The following is a 17946-nucleotide window of genomic DNA, read 5'->3' as shown; positions in this document are numbered from 1 at the left end:
CTGAATATTCACTTCTCTTGGACATTTACTAGATACGCATAGAAATACCTGCGAAGAAGGACAGATCGAGATACGCCTACGCATCGGATACATCCGTGTATCGTTTGGGGTCCCACCCTGACGGAGGCGCCGATGACGACTGGAACGGACAACTCGCCGGCCAAGCGTGTCACCAAACGCCGTGGTCAGACCCGGCAGCGCCTGCTCGACGCGGCTGCAGATGTCTTCTCCGAAGCCGGGTTCGGGCACGCCACGGTCGAGCAGATCTGCGAACGCGCCGGATACTCCCGAGGCGCGTTCTACTCCAACTTCGATTCACTCGACGAATTGTTCTTCGCGATGTGGGAGCAGCGATCTGCATCAATGCTCGCAGACCTGAGGTTGGCGACGGAGTCGATCACCGCCGGCAACACCGTCGACATCCATGCCGCTGTCGCCCGGATCGTGGCGGTGGTTCCGGTCGACCCCCAGTGGTACCGGATCAACGCGGAATTCACAGCCCACGCGCTCCGCAACCCGGCACTTCGCAAAGCCCTTGCCGACCGTGAAGACGCGATCCTTCGCACCCTGTTGCCCATCGTGGAGTCCGCACTCAGCGACGTCGGGCGAACAATCGTCGGCGACCCGACGGCGTTGGGACGGGCATTGGTCGCAGTGCACGACGGCACCAGCGTGCAGTGCCTCGTCGATACCGACACCAACGCCGCCTTTGCACTGCGCCGCGATATCTTCACTCGAATTCTGCTGTCCTACAGCGAAATAATCCAGAACAACCAATCGGAAGAGGAGTTGTCGTGAGCGAACAAGCTGACGTCATCGTTGTCGGGGCAGGGCTGGCGGGACTGGTCGCCACCTACGAACTGACGCGCGCGGGCCGCAAAGTCCTTGTCGTGGAACAGGAGAACGCTGCCAACCTCGGCGCGCAGGCATTTTGGTCTCTCGGCGGACTCTTCCTCGTGAACAGCCCCGAACAACGCCGACTCGGCATCAAGGACTCCCTCGAGTTGGCGATGCAGGACTGGATGGGCACAGCGGGATTCGACCGCGACCGCGAAGATCACTGGCCGCGTCAGTGGGCCAAGGCATACGTCGAGTTCGCAGCGGGCGACAAGCGTCAGTACCTGCACGATCTGGGGCTTCGCCTGATGCCGAATGTCGGCTGGGCCGAACGCGGCCGCGGAATGGCTCTCGGACACGGAAATTCGGTGCCGCGCTTCCACCTCACCTGGGGCACCGGACCTGGCGTCGTCGATGTCTTTCTGACCAAGGTCATAGCTGCCCAGAAACGTGGCCTTGTCACGTTCAAGCACCGCCACCAGGTGGATCAGTTGGTGGTCACCGATGGCGCGGTCACCGGTGTACGAGGAACCGTCCTCGAACCTTCCAGTGATCTGCGCGGTGTGAAGAGCTCACGCACCCCCATCGGCGAATTCGAGTTCGCCGCGCAGGCCGTCGTGGTCACCTCCGGTGGAATCGGCGGCAACTACGAACTGGTGAAGAAGAACTGGCCCGAGCGACTCGGCAAGGCACCCAAGCACATGCTGACGGGAGTACCGGCGCACGTCGACGGGCGCATGCTCGAAATCACCGAATCCGCGGGCGGAAACATCGTGAACCGCGACCGCATGTGGCACTACACCGAAGGCATCCAGAACTGGAATCCCATCTGGCCGAACCACGGAATCCGAATCATTCCCGGACCGTCCTCGATGTGGTTCGACGCCACCGGCAAGCGTCTGCCGGTCCCCAACTTCCCGGGCTTCGACACGATGGGAACTTTCAAGTACATCCTGGACAGCGGCCACGAGTACACGTGGTTCATCCTCGACCAGAAGATCATCGAGAAGGAGTTCGCACTCTCGGGATCGGAACAGAACCCGGACTTCACCAACCGCGACTTCAAGCTCCTCCTCGAACGAATCAAGAAGGGCGCGCCGGGACCGGTCGAGGCGTTCAAGCAGAAGGGCGCGGACTTCGTGGTGCGCAACAACCTTCGTGATCTGGTCGACGGCATGAACGCCCTCACCGACGAACCGCTCCTCGACTACGAGGACATCGAACGCGAGATGATCGCCCGCGACCGCGAAGTCGATAACAAGTACAGCAAGGACTTCCAGGTCACCGCCATCCACGGTGCCCGTAATCTGTTGGCAGACAAGATCGTGCGCGTCGTTGCACCGCACAAGATCCTGGACCCCAAGAACGGCCCACTGATCGCGGTCCGGTTGCACCTACTCACACGCAAGACCCTCGGCGGCTTGGAAACCAACCTGGATTCGCAGGTCATCAAGGCCGACGGCAGTGTCTTCGACGGTCTGTACGCAGCCGGTGAAGTCGCGGGCTTCGGCGGCGGCGGAGTCCACGGTTACAGCGCACTCGAGGGGACCTTCCTCGGCGGCTGCATCTTCTCGGGCCGCGCAGCCGGACGAGCATTGGCGCGCGACCTGTAGCTCCGAAATCAGGCGAGCGAATGCGTGACCAGAATGTGGTGGGCACGCATTCGCCGCGCCTCGTGCACGGATTGATGGTGGTGATGGTGCGTCGGCCCCCGCGCGTGGCGGACCAGATCGTGAACAGTACGGATGACGGTCGGCATTGCGACCCTCCCTCAGGAGATTGTGACTGCTGCTCTTGCCTGTGGAATCACTGTCTGGACACCGCCACTCGCGCCACCTCCTCCGGATCGATGAGGTGGGTATGGTCGTCGTCACCGACATCGATCTGCACGACGTCGATACGTGCGTTGAATGTGGTTGCGCCACTGTAATCAACACTGACAGGCATGCCGTAGTCATCCCCGATGTCGGTGGTCTCGTCCGCGGAGAAGACCATCGGTTGCGTCTGCTCGACGCGACCTGAGCCCACTTCGCGACCGTCGTGATAGATCGTGACCCCACCGCCTCTCGCGAGACCACCTCCGTCGTAGGTGAACTCAGCTCTGATCTGGTGTGATCCTGCCGGAATGTCAACGTCGGAACCGATGACGAACTCGGTCATGCCCAATAGGTTGTAGACGAATTTGGCGCGGCCTTCCCGCGCGTAAAGTGCCCAGCCACCAAATCTGCCTCCCTGCGCGATCATCACACCGTTGGCAGTAATGCCATCCGCGACGTCGACTGCTGCTGTGACACTGAATGATCGGTTCTTGATACTCAGCACGCTGTGCTCGCTCAGCCGTTTCATTCCGGGAAACAGAACCTGTCGATTCCCGGACACCAACTGCGGACGCCCCGCGATGTGAGGGTTGAACCTCTCGAATCTTCGGTCGTCGATCGGAAGCACGTTGTACTTGACTGCTTCGATCAACCACAAGCGTTGCAGTGCAGCGAGTTTCTCCGGCAACTCGGCCGCCAAATCTTTGGACTGCGTCCAATCCTGAGACCCGTCGTAGAGCTCCCACACGTCGTCGTCGAGAGCGGGGAGTGCCTCCGCGAAAAGCCACGGAGTGCTGTGCCTGGTGACCGCACTCCAACCCTTGTAATAGATTCCACGGTTGCCGGCCATCTCGAAGTACTGCAGATCGTGACGTTCGGCGACTTCGGCGTCGTCGAAGGTGTAGACCATGCTGGTCCCCTCGATGGGTGATTGCTGGACGCCGTTGACAAAGGTCGGTTCCGGTAGTTTCGCGACTTCGAGGATCGTCGGTGCAACGTCGATGACGTGGGTGAACTGCGACCGCGTCTCCCCCTTGGTCCGAATCCCTGCAGGCCAGTGCACGATCGTCCCGTTACGGGTGCCACCCCAGTGTGACGCAACCTGTTTCGTCCACTGATACGGCGTACACATTGCCCACGCCCACCCCACGGAATAGTGGTTGTATGCGTCCTTGGTACCGAATTTGTCTTTCACTTCCGCCATGAACTCGGGTGTTTCGATGGCGGCGAGTCCGTTGAAGTTGGCCATCTCGTTGAAAGCGCCGTTGATCGTCCCCTCTGCGGATGCTCCGTTGTCTCCGATGATGTAGTACACGAGAGTGTTGTCGAGAGCTCCGAGTTCTTCGATCGCATCGACAAGCCGGCCGACATGGAAATCGGTGTGTTCGAGAAATCCTGCATAGACTTCCATTTGGCGTTCGAGGACGGGCTTCATCTCCTCACTCATGTCCTCCCACGCCGGGATGGCCTCGGGACGCGGGGTGAGGACCGCATCCGCGGGAACGACCCCCCGCTGCTTCTGCTGCTCGAGAATCGATTCGCGTTGAGCGTCCCAACCTCCTGCGAACCGGCCCTCGTACTTGTCGGCCCACTGCTTCGGAACATGGTGCGGTGCATGTGTGGCGCCGGGTGCAAAGTAGACGAAGAACGGCTTGTCCGGAGCCAATGACTTCTGCATCCGAACCCAGTCGATCGCGTGATCGGCAAGGTCCTCAGTGAGGTGGTAACCCTCCTCCGGTGTCTTGTCCGGCTCGACAGGCGCGACGCCCTCGTACAGCGCCGGGTAATACTGGTTGTTCTCCCCGCCGATGAATCCGTAGAAATGCTCGAATCCGCCTTCTCCCGTCGGCCACGACGTGAACGGTCCCACCGGGGATGTTTGCCACGGCGGAACCTCGTGACACTTGCCGAACTGCGCCGTCGAGTATCCGTTGAGTTTCAACGTCATCGGCAGTGCGGCTTTGGTATTCGGCCGCAGGCCGGAAAGACCAGGAGCCGAGGTAGCGGTTTCGGTGATCGATCCCATGCCGACCGAATGATGGTTGCGCCCGCTCAGAAGAGCGGCGCGGGTCGGAGCACACAGTGCCGTCGTGTGAAACCGCGTGTACGTGAGCCCATTACTTTGCAATCGCTCAGCAGTCGGTGTGTCCGCTGGTCCTCCGAAGGCACTGCTCGCGCCATATCCCACGTCGTCCAACAGGACCACCAGAACATTGGGTGCGCCGGCCGGCGGTAGTAGCGGAGTGATCGGCGGAAACTCGGTGTCCGGATCCTTCGCGTCGTACGTCACCAGACCAAGATGTTGTCGATCCGGAATCGGTAGTACGGCGCGGCTCTGGTCTGTCGAATCCATCATGACGTCTCGCCTTCTGTCTCTCACATGGCTCTTTCAAGCGTTTCAGGATCACGACGACGTCGACATCATCCGTTTCGGGTGAAGGCGCACCATTGCCGCAGCGTGGAGGCTTGAAGTGTGGATCAGCCCGGACGTTTCGCTCCCACCCCGATCGGGCATGCCTTCCTCGTCCCCCGGCGCCGTGTACGTGCCGGCCTGACCCAGATCCTGTGCGTCGTCGTGGGACTGGCTGCCGGACTGGGGATGCCGTATGTCCGGAGCGGCCCGATGATTCCCGCCCGTCAGGTCAGCGAGATGCTCGTTGCCCTCGGACTGGGGTTATTGGGTGTAGTGGCAGTGATCTTCTCGCTGCTGTTCCTCGTCGTCCAGTGGGCCGCGACCACCTTCACTCCTCGCTTGTTGTTGTTCCGCGACGACCCCATCGTGTGGCGGACGTTTGCCTTCGCGATAGGCCAGTCGGTTTTCGACATCACGGCGGCGCTCGCCATCAGCAACGAAACGGATGTGTCCGTGGTTGTGCCCAGCCTCGCAGTGCTGGCACTCTTGGCCACGCTGACGCTGATCAGACTGCTCCAGCTGCGCGCATTCTCGGCCATCCAGTTGGCTCCTGTACTGACCACGATCTCGAGTCGTGGCCGAGCAGTCTTCGCCGCCGTGTACCCCACCACCGATCTGGAGTTGCCTCCTCTACCAACACTTCCGGTGATCACGACAATCGAGTGGCATCGACCGCCGGCCGTTCTGCAGCAGATCCTCGTCGAAGATCTCCTGCAGAGCGCTCGGAACTGCCGATCCATGGTGGTCCTCCGAGTGTCGCCGGGTAGCACGCTGCGAGACGGATTGCCGCTCGCCGACGTCTACGGCGGACCCATGCCCGCCAACACGATCCTTGACGCCTTGGTCAGTGGGAGTGAGCGGACCTTCACCCAGGACCCCCTACTCGCGATTCGGTTGTTGGCTGACATCGCGCTCAGAGCGCTCTCACCCGCTATCAACGATCCTGCGACGGCCGTGCAGGCTCTGGACGAGATCGAGGACCTCCTCTCTCTGGTGACCTCCGTACGCGCAGATTCGATCCGGGCCGTCGACGAGCATGGTGATCTGCGTGTGGTGATTCCACTGCCCGACTTCACGAGCTTCGTCAGAACCGGACTGGACGACGTCATAGCCTCGGCATCGAACTCGCCACTCGTTCTGGGCCGACTTCGCGACCTACTTTCGCACGTCGCCGCCCAATCGGAGTCTCGGAACCGCGATATTCTCGCCACGCGCGCTCGCTGGATTGATCAGCTGTCACAAGGCTTCCCGCGACTCGAACCCCCGTTGTGAACCCGTACAGATTTGCAGGCCATCGCGTCAAAGCATCGTCAAGATCAGTCTCAGAGCTACGGGAAATGACGATACTGACTCGGTGAGACATGCAGTGATACTCGGACACCGTGGAGTCATATCGTCGACCATCCGCGCCGGCGGCGAACCTGAGAAGCAAAAGCTCTCCGTCGCAACCGGACTGGCGGGTCTGTCGCTCGACGCGATGGCCTCGGTGTCGTACGGTCCAGAGGCCATCGTGTTGGTGTTGGCCCTCGCCGGCGGCGCGGGGATCGGCTTCACCGTGCCGGTGACGATCGCCATCGCAGTGCTGCTTGCAGTCCTGGTGGCGTCGTACCGCCAAGTGATCGCCGCATTTCCCGAAGGCGGTGGCGCCTACGCCGTCGCAAAGAAGCATCTGAGCCCGCGGGCAAGTTTGACCGCCGCCGCGTCGTTGATCGTCGACTACACCCTCAACGTCGCGGTATCGATCGCAGCCGGTGTCGCGGCTCTGACCTCCGCCTTCCCTGCGCTTCTTCCCTACACGGTCTGGATCGCACTGGCGATACTCGGCGGCATCACGGCACTGAATCTGCGGGGCATCGCAGATTCCGCGCGGGTATTCATGTTGCCCACCGTGGTTTTTGTCGTCAGCATCTTCACGGTGATCGGTGCCGGACTACTTCGGGAAAACCCTGCCGCCGCCACGGCTCCCTTCCTCGCCGACAACGCACACACGATCGGCATTCTCCTTCTGCTCAAGGCATTTTCGAGTGGTTGCGCCGCATTGACCGGAGTCGAAGCCATCGCCAATGCGGTACCCAGTTTCAAGAAGCCTCGCGTGCGTAGCGCTCAGCGTGCCGAAGTAGCTCTGGGAATCCTGTTGGGCACCATGCTGATCGGCCTTGCGGTGTTGATCGAAAAGTTCTCACTGGCCCCAGTCCCCGGAACAACGGTCCTGTCGCAACTCACTTCCGCTGCCCTCGGAAATGGTGTGGGCTACTACGTCGTCCAATTCTCCACCGTGATTCTGTTGGCGTTGGCCGCGAATACCTCGTACGGCGGACTTCCCAACCTGATGCGGATCCTCGCCGACGACAACGTGCTCCCGCACCGCTTCAGCCGGAAGTCGACGCGCGACGTCTTCACGTACGGCGTCTTGTCGCTCGGAGGCGTCGGTGCTCTCCTGCTCATCGGATCCGGCGGAAACATGAACACCTTGGTGCCGCTGTTCGCCATCGGTGTGTTCATCGGATTCACGCTCGCGCAGTTCGGCATGGTGCGCCACTGGCTCGCCGAACGGACACCGGGCTGGAAGTGGCGATTGGCGCTCAACGGTTTCGGGGCTGCGTTGACTTCTTTCGCAGCAGTGGTGACTACCGCCATGAAGTTCACCGAGGGCGCCTGGCTGATCGCTCTCGCGCTCCCTGCGCTCGTCCTCGGCATGGAACGCATCCGCGGTGCGTACACACATATCGGTACGCGGTTAACCGTTCAGGGTGAGAACGATTCTCTGTCTATCGGATACAAACCAGCGGTCCTAGTACCGGTGTCCGAAATTACGTCGCTCTCCACCCGCGCGATGGCCGCGGCAACGGCGATGTCGTCACAGCCCATCGCAATTCGAGTCTGCCTGGCCCACGAATCGACGACGGACTTCACACGCCGATGGCAAGCCCGACACCCGAATTCGCGTTTGATCGTCATCGAGGACACCGAGAATTCCGTGGGGAACACCCTCGCCCGATACATCCGCACACACTTCCCCCACCGAGAGACCTTTGTTGTCGTCGCCACCATCGACCCGGCGACCAGATGGCACCGGTTCCTCCCGAGCCAACGGACCGATGAGATCGCTCATGCACTGCGCAAACACACCGAGGCCGTGGTGTGCCAGATTCCGGTCCGGATCGATCCGGCTCACCGCGATCCCGCCCTACGCGCGTAAGCAGACGCTCAGAGCGAAGTCCCGAACAGCATGCCAGTGCCACCGGGACTAGCCCATATGCCGAGATCCCGATCAACGCCATGGTCGACCGACCACCAGTCGCCTGATCGGACCGCGTGTGATTCGACCTTCATTTCTTGCCCTTTCCCTGACGTGGCTCGGCCATTCCGAGCTGGTTGCGGATCGCCTTGGCGGTCAACTCGGGAATTTCCGAGTGCCGGGCAACGACTGTTCGTCGTGATCAGAAAAGCGTCAGTACTCCCAGTTGACACACCTTGCGGTGCTGTCGTGCATCCGAGGGCAGGAGTAGTCACCGCAGCCGCAGTTCAGTCCGGCGTAGTGGCTGGTCCCGGCCTGGTGGTCTCCGCCCTGCTCGAAGTCGTAACCGTTCACTGACTTGACCTTCCCGTCGTTGCCCGGCCCCCTCGGTAGCCCCTGACAATTTTTTTCCGTCCTGGCATGGAGCTCCGGATCGGCGAATTAGGGAGTGGCGCAATGCTTGGGCCGCAGAGTTTTTCAGCGAAGCGACTTTGAAAAGTTTTCGGAGCCGGAGGCCGGCGAAGCCGCCAGGGGTTGCGCCGGGACCACTGTCGATCAGGATCCGAAGGACAGAAAGGAAAAAAGGATCTTTTCACTTTCACAGAGCGGAGCGCAGCGGAGCATCCTCTTGGGGGACACCGCAAGTGGCCGGGCGGCCGGGCAGGCGGATGCAGTAGGTGATCCGACCGACCGGGTTGAGTGCCTGATATTCACTCCTGCTGAACCGAAACTCGGCCGGGGCAGGTTGCGATCCGCTTCTCGTGGCGCGCATCGGCGACATTGTTCCTGTTCAGGATGAATGAGTGGGGAGGATTGAGCTGCATTCCCGTCGCGTGGGACGTGACCGAGGTCATCTTGTCGCAAATGTTCGGTTACCGAAATATGCGATACCGTCAGTTACATCCAAGTGGGGCTGCGGCCGATGCAGCCTTCGCGTCATAGGAGGTTTCATGTCCCGTTCACGTATGGCCGTAGCTGCACTGCTGGTTCCGGCCGCTGCGGTTGCTGTCGCCCTGCTCGGGGCGGGTGCGGCTTCTGCCGCGGCCCCGTATTCCGGCAACGGTTATGTCGGCGTCAATTTCGATCAGAACGAGACCCGATTCATCGCCGACACGAATGCTGGCAACCTCCTCGGCCCCATTCCGGATCGGGGTTGGCGCGTGAACCTCGGCCCTGGTTCCATCTACCAGCCCACCGGAAACGTCGTCTATGCCACCGTCGACCAGATCGTCGACGAGGCAGCTTCACACGGAGGTCGTGTCTCCATCACGCTCAGTGACCCGGCGCTCTGGAATGGCACGTACGTCACCGGTTTTCAGCGCTGGTGACCTAGCTCGATCCAGAGAGGAGACCGTCGAAAATGAAGCTGAAAAAGGGCCAACTGGTTGCATCGGCGGCACTGGCCTCCGTGCTGCTCCTTTCGGGCTGCAATGAGACGGTCTCCGGTGCTCCGGTCGCCACAACCGTTGCCCCCACGTCAACCGAGTACAAGACCACCCTGGTTCCGCTTCCTGGAGTGGATTACCAGCGGTTTGTATGGCACGGAACCGACACCCAGGTTCTCATGCCACTCGTGGACGGTTGGCAATTCCACTCCAATTTCGATGAGGAGGCCGGCGACGGAGAGGGACTCATTCTCTACAACTCGACTGGTCTTCCTGAGGGCCGGATCACTTCCGGAACAATCGCTTTCAACTCCTGGGAGAAGAAGTACGCCAAGGACGAGGAGCAGGCCACCGTCCAGGCTTATCAGGACCTGGCTCGGCTGGACGACTTCAAGCTGATCGAGAAGAAGAAGACGAACGCCAGCGGATGGGACGCGACAGTGGGAACTGCGACCTTGACTTTCAAGGATCCTGGCACGGACCGCAAGCCTTTCTTCATCACCTTCGCCATCTACTCTCGGATGGAAGGTGGTCAGGCGAAGTCCTTCACGATCATGGCCGAGGACGAGTACGGCGATATTCAACAGGTCCAGGACTACAAGTTGAAGTTTGTCACCACCCCGCTGTTTCAGTGACGGGACCGGGAGCTCGGAGATTCGTACATGTTCCTGGTCTAGGTGGCGGGCGATTCGGTGATGGCGTCGGCGGTGACGAGCATGTCGATTTCGACGCTGTTGGTTCCGCTGGCATCGGTGCCATACACGGTTACTCCGGCCAGCCATTGGCCGTCGTGTCTGTTTACTGCACCAGAACCACCGGCTTGAGATGTATTGAGACTATGAGGCCATTTCAATGGCGCAACGCGGTGTGGACAATGGTGCACGAGCGGTTGGCGCCGCCCCCTGACTTGGCGTCATCACGGGAATGGAGCCTGTCATTGTGGTGGGCTCGACTAGCCCCTTCCATCCGCACCATCCTCCGCAGGACGCTACGACTTGGCTTTCGATTCGTCCGTCGTTGAACTCAGCGGTGATGCATACCGCCCGAGCCGGGTGATCACATACCGGGCATCTACCGAAGTAGTTCAAGACGTCACGCGACTCGGATGCCACAACCTTTACACGCTCGACCATATCTTCCTAGACTTGCACAGGCGCAGCTTGTTGATGGTGTGATCTGGGCCTTTTCGCAACACCAGTGTGGCACGGGCCCTGGTGGACAGGATGTTCTCGATCGGATTCGGTCGGCCCGCTTATTGCAGAGAATGCATTCTCGCCCAGAATTTCAAAACCCCGTCGAGGTATCCGGACATGTAGAGCGCGGATGTTTTTCACGCGCGCGTGCTCACGTGATCGGCGCTTGAATGCCCCCCCGAAAGAAGGTGCGCCCGCTCGACCACCCCTGTGAGGGATAAGGCCCGACTGCCGTGAGAGCAACGGTGTTCGCGCTCTGCACCGACATGATGACGGCTTGTTTTGAAAACCGGTCAGCAATGACACCTCCGAGGTCGCGAACGCGAAGAGACCGAGACTCAGACCAGTCGCAACGGCAGAGAGCTCGAGCGGGCTCTCGTCGATCTGGACAGAAGTATCCGGTAGTCACGACGGTGAAGCGGCCGTAGCGTTCGCCATCGCATGAGTCGCTCCACCCTCATGCCTACACCTCGCACTCGACGCCCGACAGCCTCAGGTTCGGCCATCCGTCAGTATCCCGCAGGATCTGTCGATCGTGAGTGGAAACCACCACGGCTGCCTCAGTAGCGCTGAGCGCCTCGGTCAACTCATCTACGAGAGCAATGGACAGGTGATTGGTCGGCTCGTCCAAGAGCAGCACGTGCGGGCGGCACGCGAGCGCAAGGGCGAGATCGAGTCGGCGTTGCTGGCCCATCGACAGCTCGCCGATCCGCTTGCTCATCTCATATGCGCGCAGGAGCCCCAATGATGACAGCGAGACTGCAGAACCCGTCTGAATCGTCCCAACCGCCACGAGTTCGTCGACCTGTGAGGAGTAAAACTCGCCCACCCGCTGTTCTGGAGGCAGCGACGATTCCTGTTGGAGCAGTACCACCCGCGCACAGTGCGCTGTATGAGAGCGCCCTGTCGTCGGATCCAATTTGCCTGCCAGCACCGATAGGAGTGTGGATTTTCCGGAACCGTTCGGTCCCGTCACCACATGCTTGGACCGCCCGTCGACGCGCAGCGATGTCGGTACGACTAGGCGACCAGCTACGGTTACCCCGCTTGCAACCAGCAGGGAAACTCCAGGCCGAGTCGGCAAGTCGGGAAACCTCAGCCTTTGAGGAGGCTCGGGAACGGGAAGGCGCTGCGATTCCAAGGTCTCGCGGCGACGGTGCACGCTTTGCACGAGGCCGGCGGCCCGAGTTGCGCGCTGATGTTTCCCTGCCCCTTTGCCTGGACGCCATCCACTGACGAGACGATTCTGTGCAGTAGTGAGATCCTCACGCAGTCGTGCCGTCTCCACCTTCTGTCGCTCGTAGTCTTGCTCCCATCGCGCGCGCTCACCTTCGCGGCCCGCCCGGTAGCCCGCGTATCCGTCGCCGTACACGCGGGGGCGGCCATCCGGTGTCGGGTCGAGCGCGAAGACGTTCTGCGCGACGTCGGCCAGAAATGCGCGGTCGTGGCTGACCACAACCACCCCTCCGGCTCGGGCACGGAGCCTCTCGGTGAGGTAGTCGAGTCCTACGCAGTCGAGGTGGTTGGTGGGCTCATCGAGCAGCAGGAAGTCATCGCTCGCCCCGAGCAGGCATGCCAGACGCACCCGATAGCGTTGTCCGACAGAGAGTTCGGTCAAGCGACGGGAGTGGTCAGTTTCGGCGCTGAGGGCGGCGAGTGCGATGCGCACCCGCCGCTCGGCGTTCCAAGCATCCAGTCTCTCCGCTTGTTCGAGCGCGGTAGCGAACCGCTCATCGGCCTTGATCTCCCCTGAGGCAAGACCGAGAGATGCGGCATCGAGTTCCGCCAGAGCGCACAGCGAATCGGCTATCGCATCTGCTACGACCCGGCCGACGGTGCGTGTGTCGGTTGTGAGCATCTCCTGCTGCGCGAGACCAAGTGTGCCGACACGTGTAACTGTGCCGCTATCCGGTTGAAGTGTTCCGGCGAGGACGTGTAGAAAAGTTGACTTTCCGCGGCCGTTCTCGCCCACAACCGCCCAGCGCGAGGAACACGTTACCGCGAGGTCGACCCCGCTCAGGACAGGTACGCCGCCGAATGAAACGGCGACGTTGGACACGACAAGTTGCGCATGCGAGCGCGCAGGAGTGATCGTTGAATCAGGCATTTGAATCCCTAAAAAGGGCGCGCTACAGAGACATACCGATGCTCGACCGAGCGCGCAGAAGTTGACGGAGACCCACAGGGGTCAGAGGTTCACGATCGACCGCCCGGCTCGGATTGCTCGACGAGCTCGGGGAACCAAATGAAATCCGTCACTCAAAGATCAAATGCATGTCGTCACGATAGCAGGAACCGGATGGACCATGCCCGGCAATAACCCACTGGCGGCACGTCGACCAATCGATCAATTCCAGCCATTGCCAACGTGGCATTCCCGCTGCGGGGCTTTGGATCAGGTCTCGTGTGTGTGCAGGCGTCACCATCCACTCACCTGCCGTTATTGTGAATGTTCTCGGATCATCCCGCGCAAGCTGTTGCGTGCACCCATCAGTTCATCGTCGGTTTCCCGAACTTGATTGACAAGCTCCGCGACTTGGTTTGTGAGCCTGGCGTTTTCATCCTGGCATCGCACATTCGCTGATGCCAGTTCGTCGACCCGTTGACGCAGGGTTTCGTTCGATTCGAATTCCAGTTGTTTGCCAAGGTTTTCGCGCAGGATCGTCTTCAATCGGTCGAGTGATGGACACGCTTCGCTCGCCTCCTCAAATTGCTTGAGGCAATAGCCGTGCAGATCGAGCACTTGGTAATCAGACGTTCGAAGGCGACCGCGAACGCTCGACTCAGATTGCGGCATCGACTGCGGGCAGTCTTCTGCAACACTGTGGAGATGACGTAGCTCAATGGACGATGGTGGCACCCAGCGAATGAGGACAACTGGATTTCCGGAATACTCTCAGTAGGGTCCGACGAAGCGCCTTGTTAGATCTGATAGGCACACTCGCCGACAGCGCCGGCACGCAAGAATGGCCAAATAATACAGGGTGGGTTTCTCTCAAAGGAATTACAACAAAAAGCTGCACGGTCTGCTGCCTTCGAATCTGCTGCGAAAATCTATCTAGACGCGGCGCGGGAGCATCGTTGAGTACGCTGACAACTTTCGACACAGGGTGTTGCGAAGTATCAAACGGGTCATAACTCGAATTGCCGGTCAATGGCAGGGACGTTAAAGGGGTGCGATGTCGAGGTTCGCGCAGTTCATCGACAGTGAAGTCGTTCAGCGTTGGGCGTCTACGATCGCCACCATCTTGTTTCCTGTGCTTATTTTACCTTCTGCAGTCGACGCCGCAGTCGAGGACGCCTCCGCATTGAACTGGGCACTCCTATTGATCGTGATCGGTGGATCTGTCGCCTTCCTTGCGACCGCCATTACGAAGTGGCGCAAGCACTATTCCCGACGGAAAGATGCCTGACCTCCGGCAGTCGCCGGTTACTACTTGATTCCAGCTGCATCAAGGACCGATCGATGAACACCGACTTCGTCTAACTGTCCGATTGATCGAGAAACCACTTCGGCTCTAATCACATGTTCAGAGTTGAGCGGGTCAAAACAGGATCTAGTCAATACGGATCGTGTGTTCTCGCCGTACGAGATTCCACCCTGTCGTCAAAACGAGCGCCCCGACGGCAGTTCCAAAAATGGGTCCGCCAATGAGCAGTCCAGTTATGAATCGGTAAACCGAGACCTTTTCGATCTGGGTCGATTCGAGGTCGTGCGGCCGGTAGCTGAATGTGTAGATCGTGAAGGGTTGGGAGGCGTACCACCACAACACGGCAGCACTTACGAGTCCGCACACCAAGCCGAAACCGGCGAAGGCCAGCAGAGTAACGGTCGCCGAGCGGCGTTGCCCCTTCAAAACTTCTCTTCCATCGCCACACACGCACGCTACCCAATGAGAAACCGCACACGAACGGTGGAAGGGTTTGAGCAGAACACCTCCACCTAGTGGGCCCCAACTCACCGGGATCAGGCAGGTGGCCGATGCGGTTTCACCGAGTACCCATTCTGGCAGCGGATGGAAATGTCGACGCCAACGAGTACCCTAAGTGCATCTAGTGGTTACATTGATTGCGATTCGCCGACATATTGCGGTCGAGGCCTTCAGGTTTCCGAGATGCGCGTCTACAGCAAAGCCCCGACCGGCGGGGTGAGGTGACAGACGGGGCCTGTGCAAGATTGGAGCCGTGGTGGATGGCTTCGCACTGGCACACAACGCAGCGGGCAAAATTCCGGTCCGGATCGATCCGGCTCACCGCGATCCCGCCCTACGCGCGTAAGCAGACGCTCAGAGCGAAGTCCCGAACAGCATGCCGAGCAGATACGTCGCGCCGGCAGCGCCGTAGCCGATCGCAAGTTGGCGTAGGGCCCGCTTGAACGGCGGCCCGCCCGAGAGCAACCCGACCACAACGCCCGTCGTCAGCAACGCGATCCCCACGAGAACAGATGCGACGATCAGAGCCGTCATGCCTTCCAGGCCGAACAGATACGGCAGCACCGGAATGATTGCGCCCGAGGCGAAGAAGCAGAAACTTGCCGCCGCTGCGCCCAACCCGGTACCGACGGCTTCATGGTCGTCGACAACGTCCGCGGCGCCGAAGGTGCTGTTCGCGAGGACCTCGGCGGCGCGCTGGTCCGCTTCCTCGGCGGACATGCCGCGGGCCCGGTAGACCAAGGCCAATTCGTTGGCGTCGACGTCGAGCAGGCCGACAGCTTCGCTGGCCGCGGGACCAGGATTGGACGCTTCCAACAACTCTCGCTGAGAGCGGACTGAAACGTACTCGCCGGCACCCATCGACAGGGCGCCGGCCAGAAGCCCGGCCATGCCGGTGATCAGAACGATCTGGTTGGAGACGCCGCTACCGCTGATGCCGAGTACAAGAGCGAGATTGCTGACGAGGCCGTCGTTGGCTCCGAAGACGGCGGCACGAAACGTCCCCGAAAGTCTGTTGCGGCCTCGGGTGGCCAAGGCCCGCACCACTTCTTCGTGGATCTTCTCGTCCGCGCCCATCGATGCGGTCGCGTCGGCGTCGTTCGGATAGGGGGATCGCGTCTCCGCGCGCTGGGCAAGAGCGAGCACGAAGACAGAGCCGAAGCGTCTGGCCAGAAAGCCCAGTATCCGAGTGCGGATATCACCGCGAAGTGGTTTGCCGACGTGATCGCCGAGTAGCGCTCGCCAGTGCGCCTCGTGTCGACCCTCCGCATCGGCCAGTGCGAGAAGGATTTCGCGCTCCTCGCCGCTGCGCCTACCCGCGAGGTCGCGGTAGACGGCGGCCTCGGCTTGTTCGTCGGCGAGGTATCGTCTCCAGCGCTTGACATCTCGCGGGTCTGGATCGGGTCGTGCGGCCGGAACTGTGGACATCGTGTTCCCCTTCCGGTGAGGCGGTCACGCTTCGAGTACGCGGTCCATCCACGTCGTCAGATCATTGATGACGTCGTCGCGGTTGGTCTCGTTGAAGATCTCGTGCCTGGCACCCGGATAGGTGTAATAGGTGACGTCTTCGATCCCCGCCGAGTTGTACCGTTCGACTGCGACGTCGGTACGGCTCAGCGCGGCGTTGAGAGGATCCGAGGTGCCGACGAAGACCAGGATCGGAAGGTCTTGTCGCACGCCCTCGACGTCGACGAACCTCGGCCCAGCTGCGATAAGCCCGCCCATGCCGGCGTCGTCCAGGCTGAAACCACACAGTGGATCGTTGATGTACAGATCCACCTGCGCTTCGTCACGGCTGAGCCAGTCGTGCGGAGTACGGGCCGGTTCGAATTCGGCGTTGAACTGGGCGAGGACGTCCGGGCCGTCGTTGACGAGGCTCTCGATGAGTTGATCGACCGCGGTGGTCCCCGACAGTGCGACGGCGTCGATCAGGTGTGAATGGTCGAGGATGTACTGCTGCGAAGCGAACGAACCGAGGCTGTGGCTGAGCAGTACGACGGGCAGGCCGGGGTGTTTGTCGCGGATGATGCCCGTGAGGGTCACCATGTCTGCCACCAAGCGGTTCCAGCCGTCGTCGCCGATGTTGCCTGGGCCGGCGTGCATGCTCTCACCGTGGCCGCGGTGGTCCGCCGCGTAGACGTGGAAACCGCGAGCATTCAGGGCTTCGGCAACGTGTGCGTAGCGTTTTGCGTGCTCACCCATACCGTGCGCGAGTTGAACAACCCCTCGAGGTTCCTGCTCGGTGGGCCATTCGTGGACATGAATGACCACTCCGTCGTCGCTGGTGAAGGTGAACATGCGCTACTCCCGGTGGTCGCGATCCGGACAGGTCATTTCTCATGCTAGATCCGCAACGGCAATCCATCCGGGAAGTAGGTCCTGATCACCGGCGAGCCTGATTCGTTTCTGCACATCCGGCTTCAAACTCGGATATACCGGACACGGATGTTCGGAAACAGTTGTCGACCAGCCTGAGGAGTACAGAGCGATGAATTCGAACCGCATGCGCAACGTCGGCTTGTTGGCGGCTCCACTTGCTGCTCTCGCCCTTCTCAGCGGTTGCGGCTCGGATGAAACGGGAACGGCCGAGAGTTCACCGGCACCCGCCTCAACGACGACCGCCTCTGCGCCGACGACCCAGACCGGCACCGCTTCACCTTCGACGACCCATACCGACCACACCCAAACGACAACCTCGACGGCACCCAATCCCGAAGGCTGCGCGATCGGGGAACTGAACGTCACCCTCGGCGAGTCGAGTGGCGCCGCCGGTTCTGTGGAGCTTCCGGTGGTCTTCACCAACACGGGCGGCCGCACGTGCACGCTCGACGGTTTCCCCGGCGTCTCGTATGTCACGGGAGCGTCCGGAAGCGAAGTGGGTGCTGCAGCCGGCCGCTCCGGATCCGGTTCACTCGTCTCCCTTGCCCCTGGCTCTGCCGCAACGTCTTTGGTGCGAGCTACGAACGTCGAGAACTACCCGGCAGATCAGTGCGGCGTGACCGACGTTGCGGGACTGAGGGTTTACCCACCCAACAGCTACGACTCGGTCTTCCTCGCCTACCCCACCAAGGGTTGCTCGATGACCGGCGCGAACATCAACCAGCTGACGGTCGCGCCGGTCGCCCGCTGAG

General features: G+C 61.0%; 13 protein-coding genes and 1 pseudogene. 7 read left to right on the top strand and 7 right to left on the bottom strand.

Features of this window, described 5'->3' with window-relative positions; all coding sequences use genetic code 11:
- Positions 1–132: 132 nt before the first annotated feature.
- Together QM609_RS03480 and QM609_RS03475 are read left to right on the top strand one after the other, a co-directional pair.
- Positions 133–798 (top strand): TetR/AcrR family transcriptional regulator, encoded by a 666-nt coding sequence (locus QM609_RS03480; protein ID WP_050654552.1) that lies wholly within the window; start codon positions 133–135, stop codon positions 796–798.
- Positions 795–2450, top strand: a complete 1656-nt coding sequence (locus tag QM609_RS03475; protein ID WP_003940084.1) for an FAD-binding dehydrogenase — start codon at positions 795–797, stop codon at positions 2448–2450. Before QM609_RS03480 ends, QM609_RS03475 begins: the two co-directional genes overlap by 4 nt.
- Before the next feature lie 8 nt (positions 2451–2458).
- Here QM609_RS03475 and QM609_RS03470 read toward each other — a convergent pair whose 3' ends face one another.
- Both QM609_RS03470 and QM609_RS03465 read right to left on the bottom strand, forming a co-directional pair.
- A complete protein-coding gene (locus QM609_RS03470; protein WP_153211511.1) occupies positions 2459–2596 on the bottom strand; it encodes a hypothetical protein in 138 nt (45 codons plus the stop codon).
- 47 nt (positions 2597–2643) lie between these two features.
- Entirely contained in the window at positions 2644–5010 is a 2367-nt protein-coding gene (locus QM609_RS03465; RefSeq protein WP_102999462.1) for an arylsulfatase, read from the bottom strand.
- A gap of 117 nt (positions 5011–5127) precedes the next feature.
- On the opposite strand from QM609_RS03465, the gene QM609_RS03460 reads away from it, so the two are divergent.
- The 4 genes from QM609_RS03460 to QM609_RS03445 all read left to right on the top strand — a co-directional run bounded on the left by QM609_RS03460 (position 5128) and on the right by QM609_RS03445 (position 10325).
- Positions 5128–6339: a DUF2254 family protein gene (locus QM609_RS03460; RefSeq protein ID WP_050654551.1), complete on the top strand. Its 1212-nt coding sequence runs from the start codon at positions 5128–5130 to the stop codon at positions 6337–6339.
- 94 nt (positions 6340–6433) lie between these two features.
- A complete protein-coding gene (locus QM609_RS03455; protein ID WP_050654550.1) occupies positions 6434–8266 on the top strand; it encodes an APC family permease in 1833 nt (610 codons plus the stop codon).
- Positions 8267–9255: 989 nt separating this feature from the next.
- Complete coding sequence (locus tag QM609_RS03450; protein WP_283337010.1) at positions 9256–9633, top strand: hypothetical protein; 378 nt, start codon at positions 9256–9258, stop codon at positions 9631–9633.
- 32 nt (positions 9634–9665) lie between these two features.
- The gene (locus QM609_RS03445; RefSeq protein ID WP_050654548.1) at positions 9666–10325 is read left to right on the top strand and encodes a hypothetical protein; all 660 of its coding nucleotides are present in this window, start codon (positions 9666–9668) and stop codon (positions 10323–10325) included.
- Positions 10326–10807: 482 nt separating this feature from the next.
- On the opposite strand, the pseudogene QM609_RS03440 reads toward QM609_RS03445, so the two are convergent.
- The 5 genes and pseudogenes from QM609_RS03440 to QM609_RS03420 all read right to left on the bottom strand — a co-directional run.
- Positions 10808–10936: pseudogene (locus QM609_RS03440) on the bottom strand (hypothetical protein); the annotation flags it as partial.
- A gap of 410 nt (positions 10937–11346) precedes the next feature.
- Positions 11347–12990 carry an ABC-F family ATP-binding cassette domain-containing protein gene (locus QM609_RS03435; RefSeq protein WP_050654546.1) on the bottom strand — a complete coding sequence of 548 codons (1644 nt, stop codon included), beginning with the start codon at positions 12988–12990 and terminating at the stop codon, positions 11347–11349.
- A gap of 333 nt (positions 12991–13323) precedes the next feature.
- On the bottom strand, positions 13324–13626 hold the full coding sequence (locus QM609_RS03430) for a hypothetical protein (protein WP_047271963.1): 303 nt from the start codon (positions 13624–13626) through the stop codon (positions 13324–13326).
- A 1543-nt stretch (positions 13627–15169) separates the two neighbouring features.
- The gene (locus QM609_RS03425; RefSeq protein WP_042924901.1) at positions 15170–16243 is read right to left on the bottom strand and encodes a VIT1/CCC1 transporter family protein; all 1074 of its coding nucleotides are present in this window, start codon (positions 16241–16243) and stop codon (positions 15170–15172) included.
- Between the two features lie 24 nt (positions 16244–16267).
- Positions 16268–17113, bottom strand: a complete 846-nt coding sequence (locus QM609_RS03420; protein WP_003939910.1) for an alpha/beta hydrolase — start codon at positions 17111–17113, stop codon at positions 16268–16270.
- A 190-nt stretch (positions 17114–17303) separates the two neighbouring features.
- On the opposite strand from QM609_RS03420, the gene QM609_RS03415 reads away from it, so the two are divergent.
- Positions 17304–17945, top strand: a complete 642-nt coding sequence (locus tag QM609_RS03415) for a DUF4232 domain-containing protein (protein ID WP_042447085.1) — start codon at positions 17304–17306, stop codon at positions 17943–17945.
- Position 17946 lies beyond the last annotated feature (1 nt).

The organism is Rhodococcus sp. IEGM 1302 (genome assembly GCF_030056935.1).
GTDB classification, from domain to species: Bacteria; Actinomycetota; Actinomycetes; order Mycobacteriales; family Mycobacteriaceae; genus Rhodococcus_F; species Rhodococcus_F qingshengii.
Note: the sequence above shows the minus strand (reverse complement) of the source record. Positions and strands in the feature narration are given on the sequence as shown.

Coding starts and splice junctions, on each gene's coding strand:
- QM609_RS03480 (WP_050654552.1), top strand. CDS start 133: ATGACGACTGGAACGGACAACTCGCCGGCCAAGCGTGTCACCAAACGC.
- QM609_RS03470 (WP_153211511.1), bottom strand. CDS start 2,596: ATGCCGACCGTCATCCGTACTGTTCACGATCTGGTCCGCCACGCGCGG.
- QM609_RS03465 (WP_102999462.1), bottom strand. CDS start 5,010: ATGATGGATTCGACAGACCAGAGCCGCGCCGTACTACCGATTCCGGAT.
- QM609_RS03450 (WP_283337010.1), top strand. CDS start 9,256: ATGTCCCGTTCACGTATGGCCGTAGCTGCACTGCTGGTTCCGGCCGCT.
- QM609_RS03445 (WP_050654548.1), top strand. CDS start 9,666: ATGAAGCTGAAAAAGGGCCAACTGGTTGCATCGGCGGCACTGGCCTCC.
- QM609_RS03435 (WP_050654546.1), bottom strand. CDS start 12,990: ATGCCTGATTCAACGATCACTCCTGCGCGCTCGCATGCGCAACTTGTC.
- QM609_RS03425 (WP_042924901.1), bottom strand. CDS start 16,243: ATGTCCACAGTTCCGGCCGCACGACCCGATCCAGACCCGCGAGATGTC.
- QM609_RS03420 (WP_003939910.1), bottom strand. CDS start 17,113: ATGTTCACCTTCACCAGCGACGACGGAGTGGTCATTCATGTCCACGAA.
- QM609_RS03415 (WP_042447085.1), top strand. CDS start 17,304: ATGAATTCGAACCGCATGCGCAACGTCGGCTTGTTGGCGGCTCCACTT.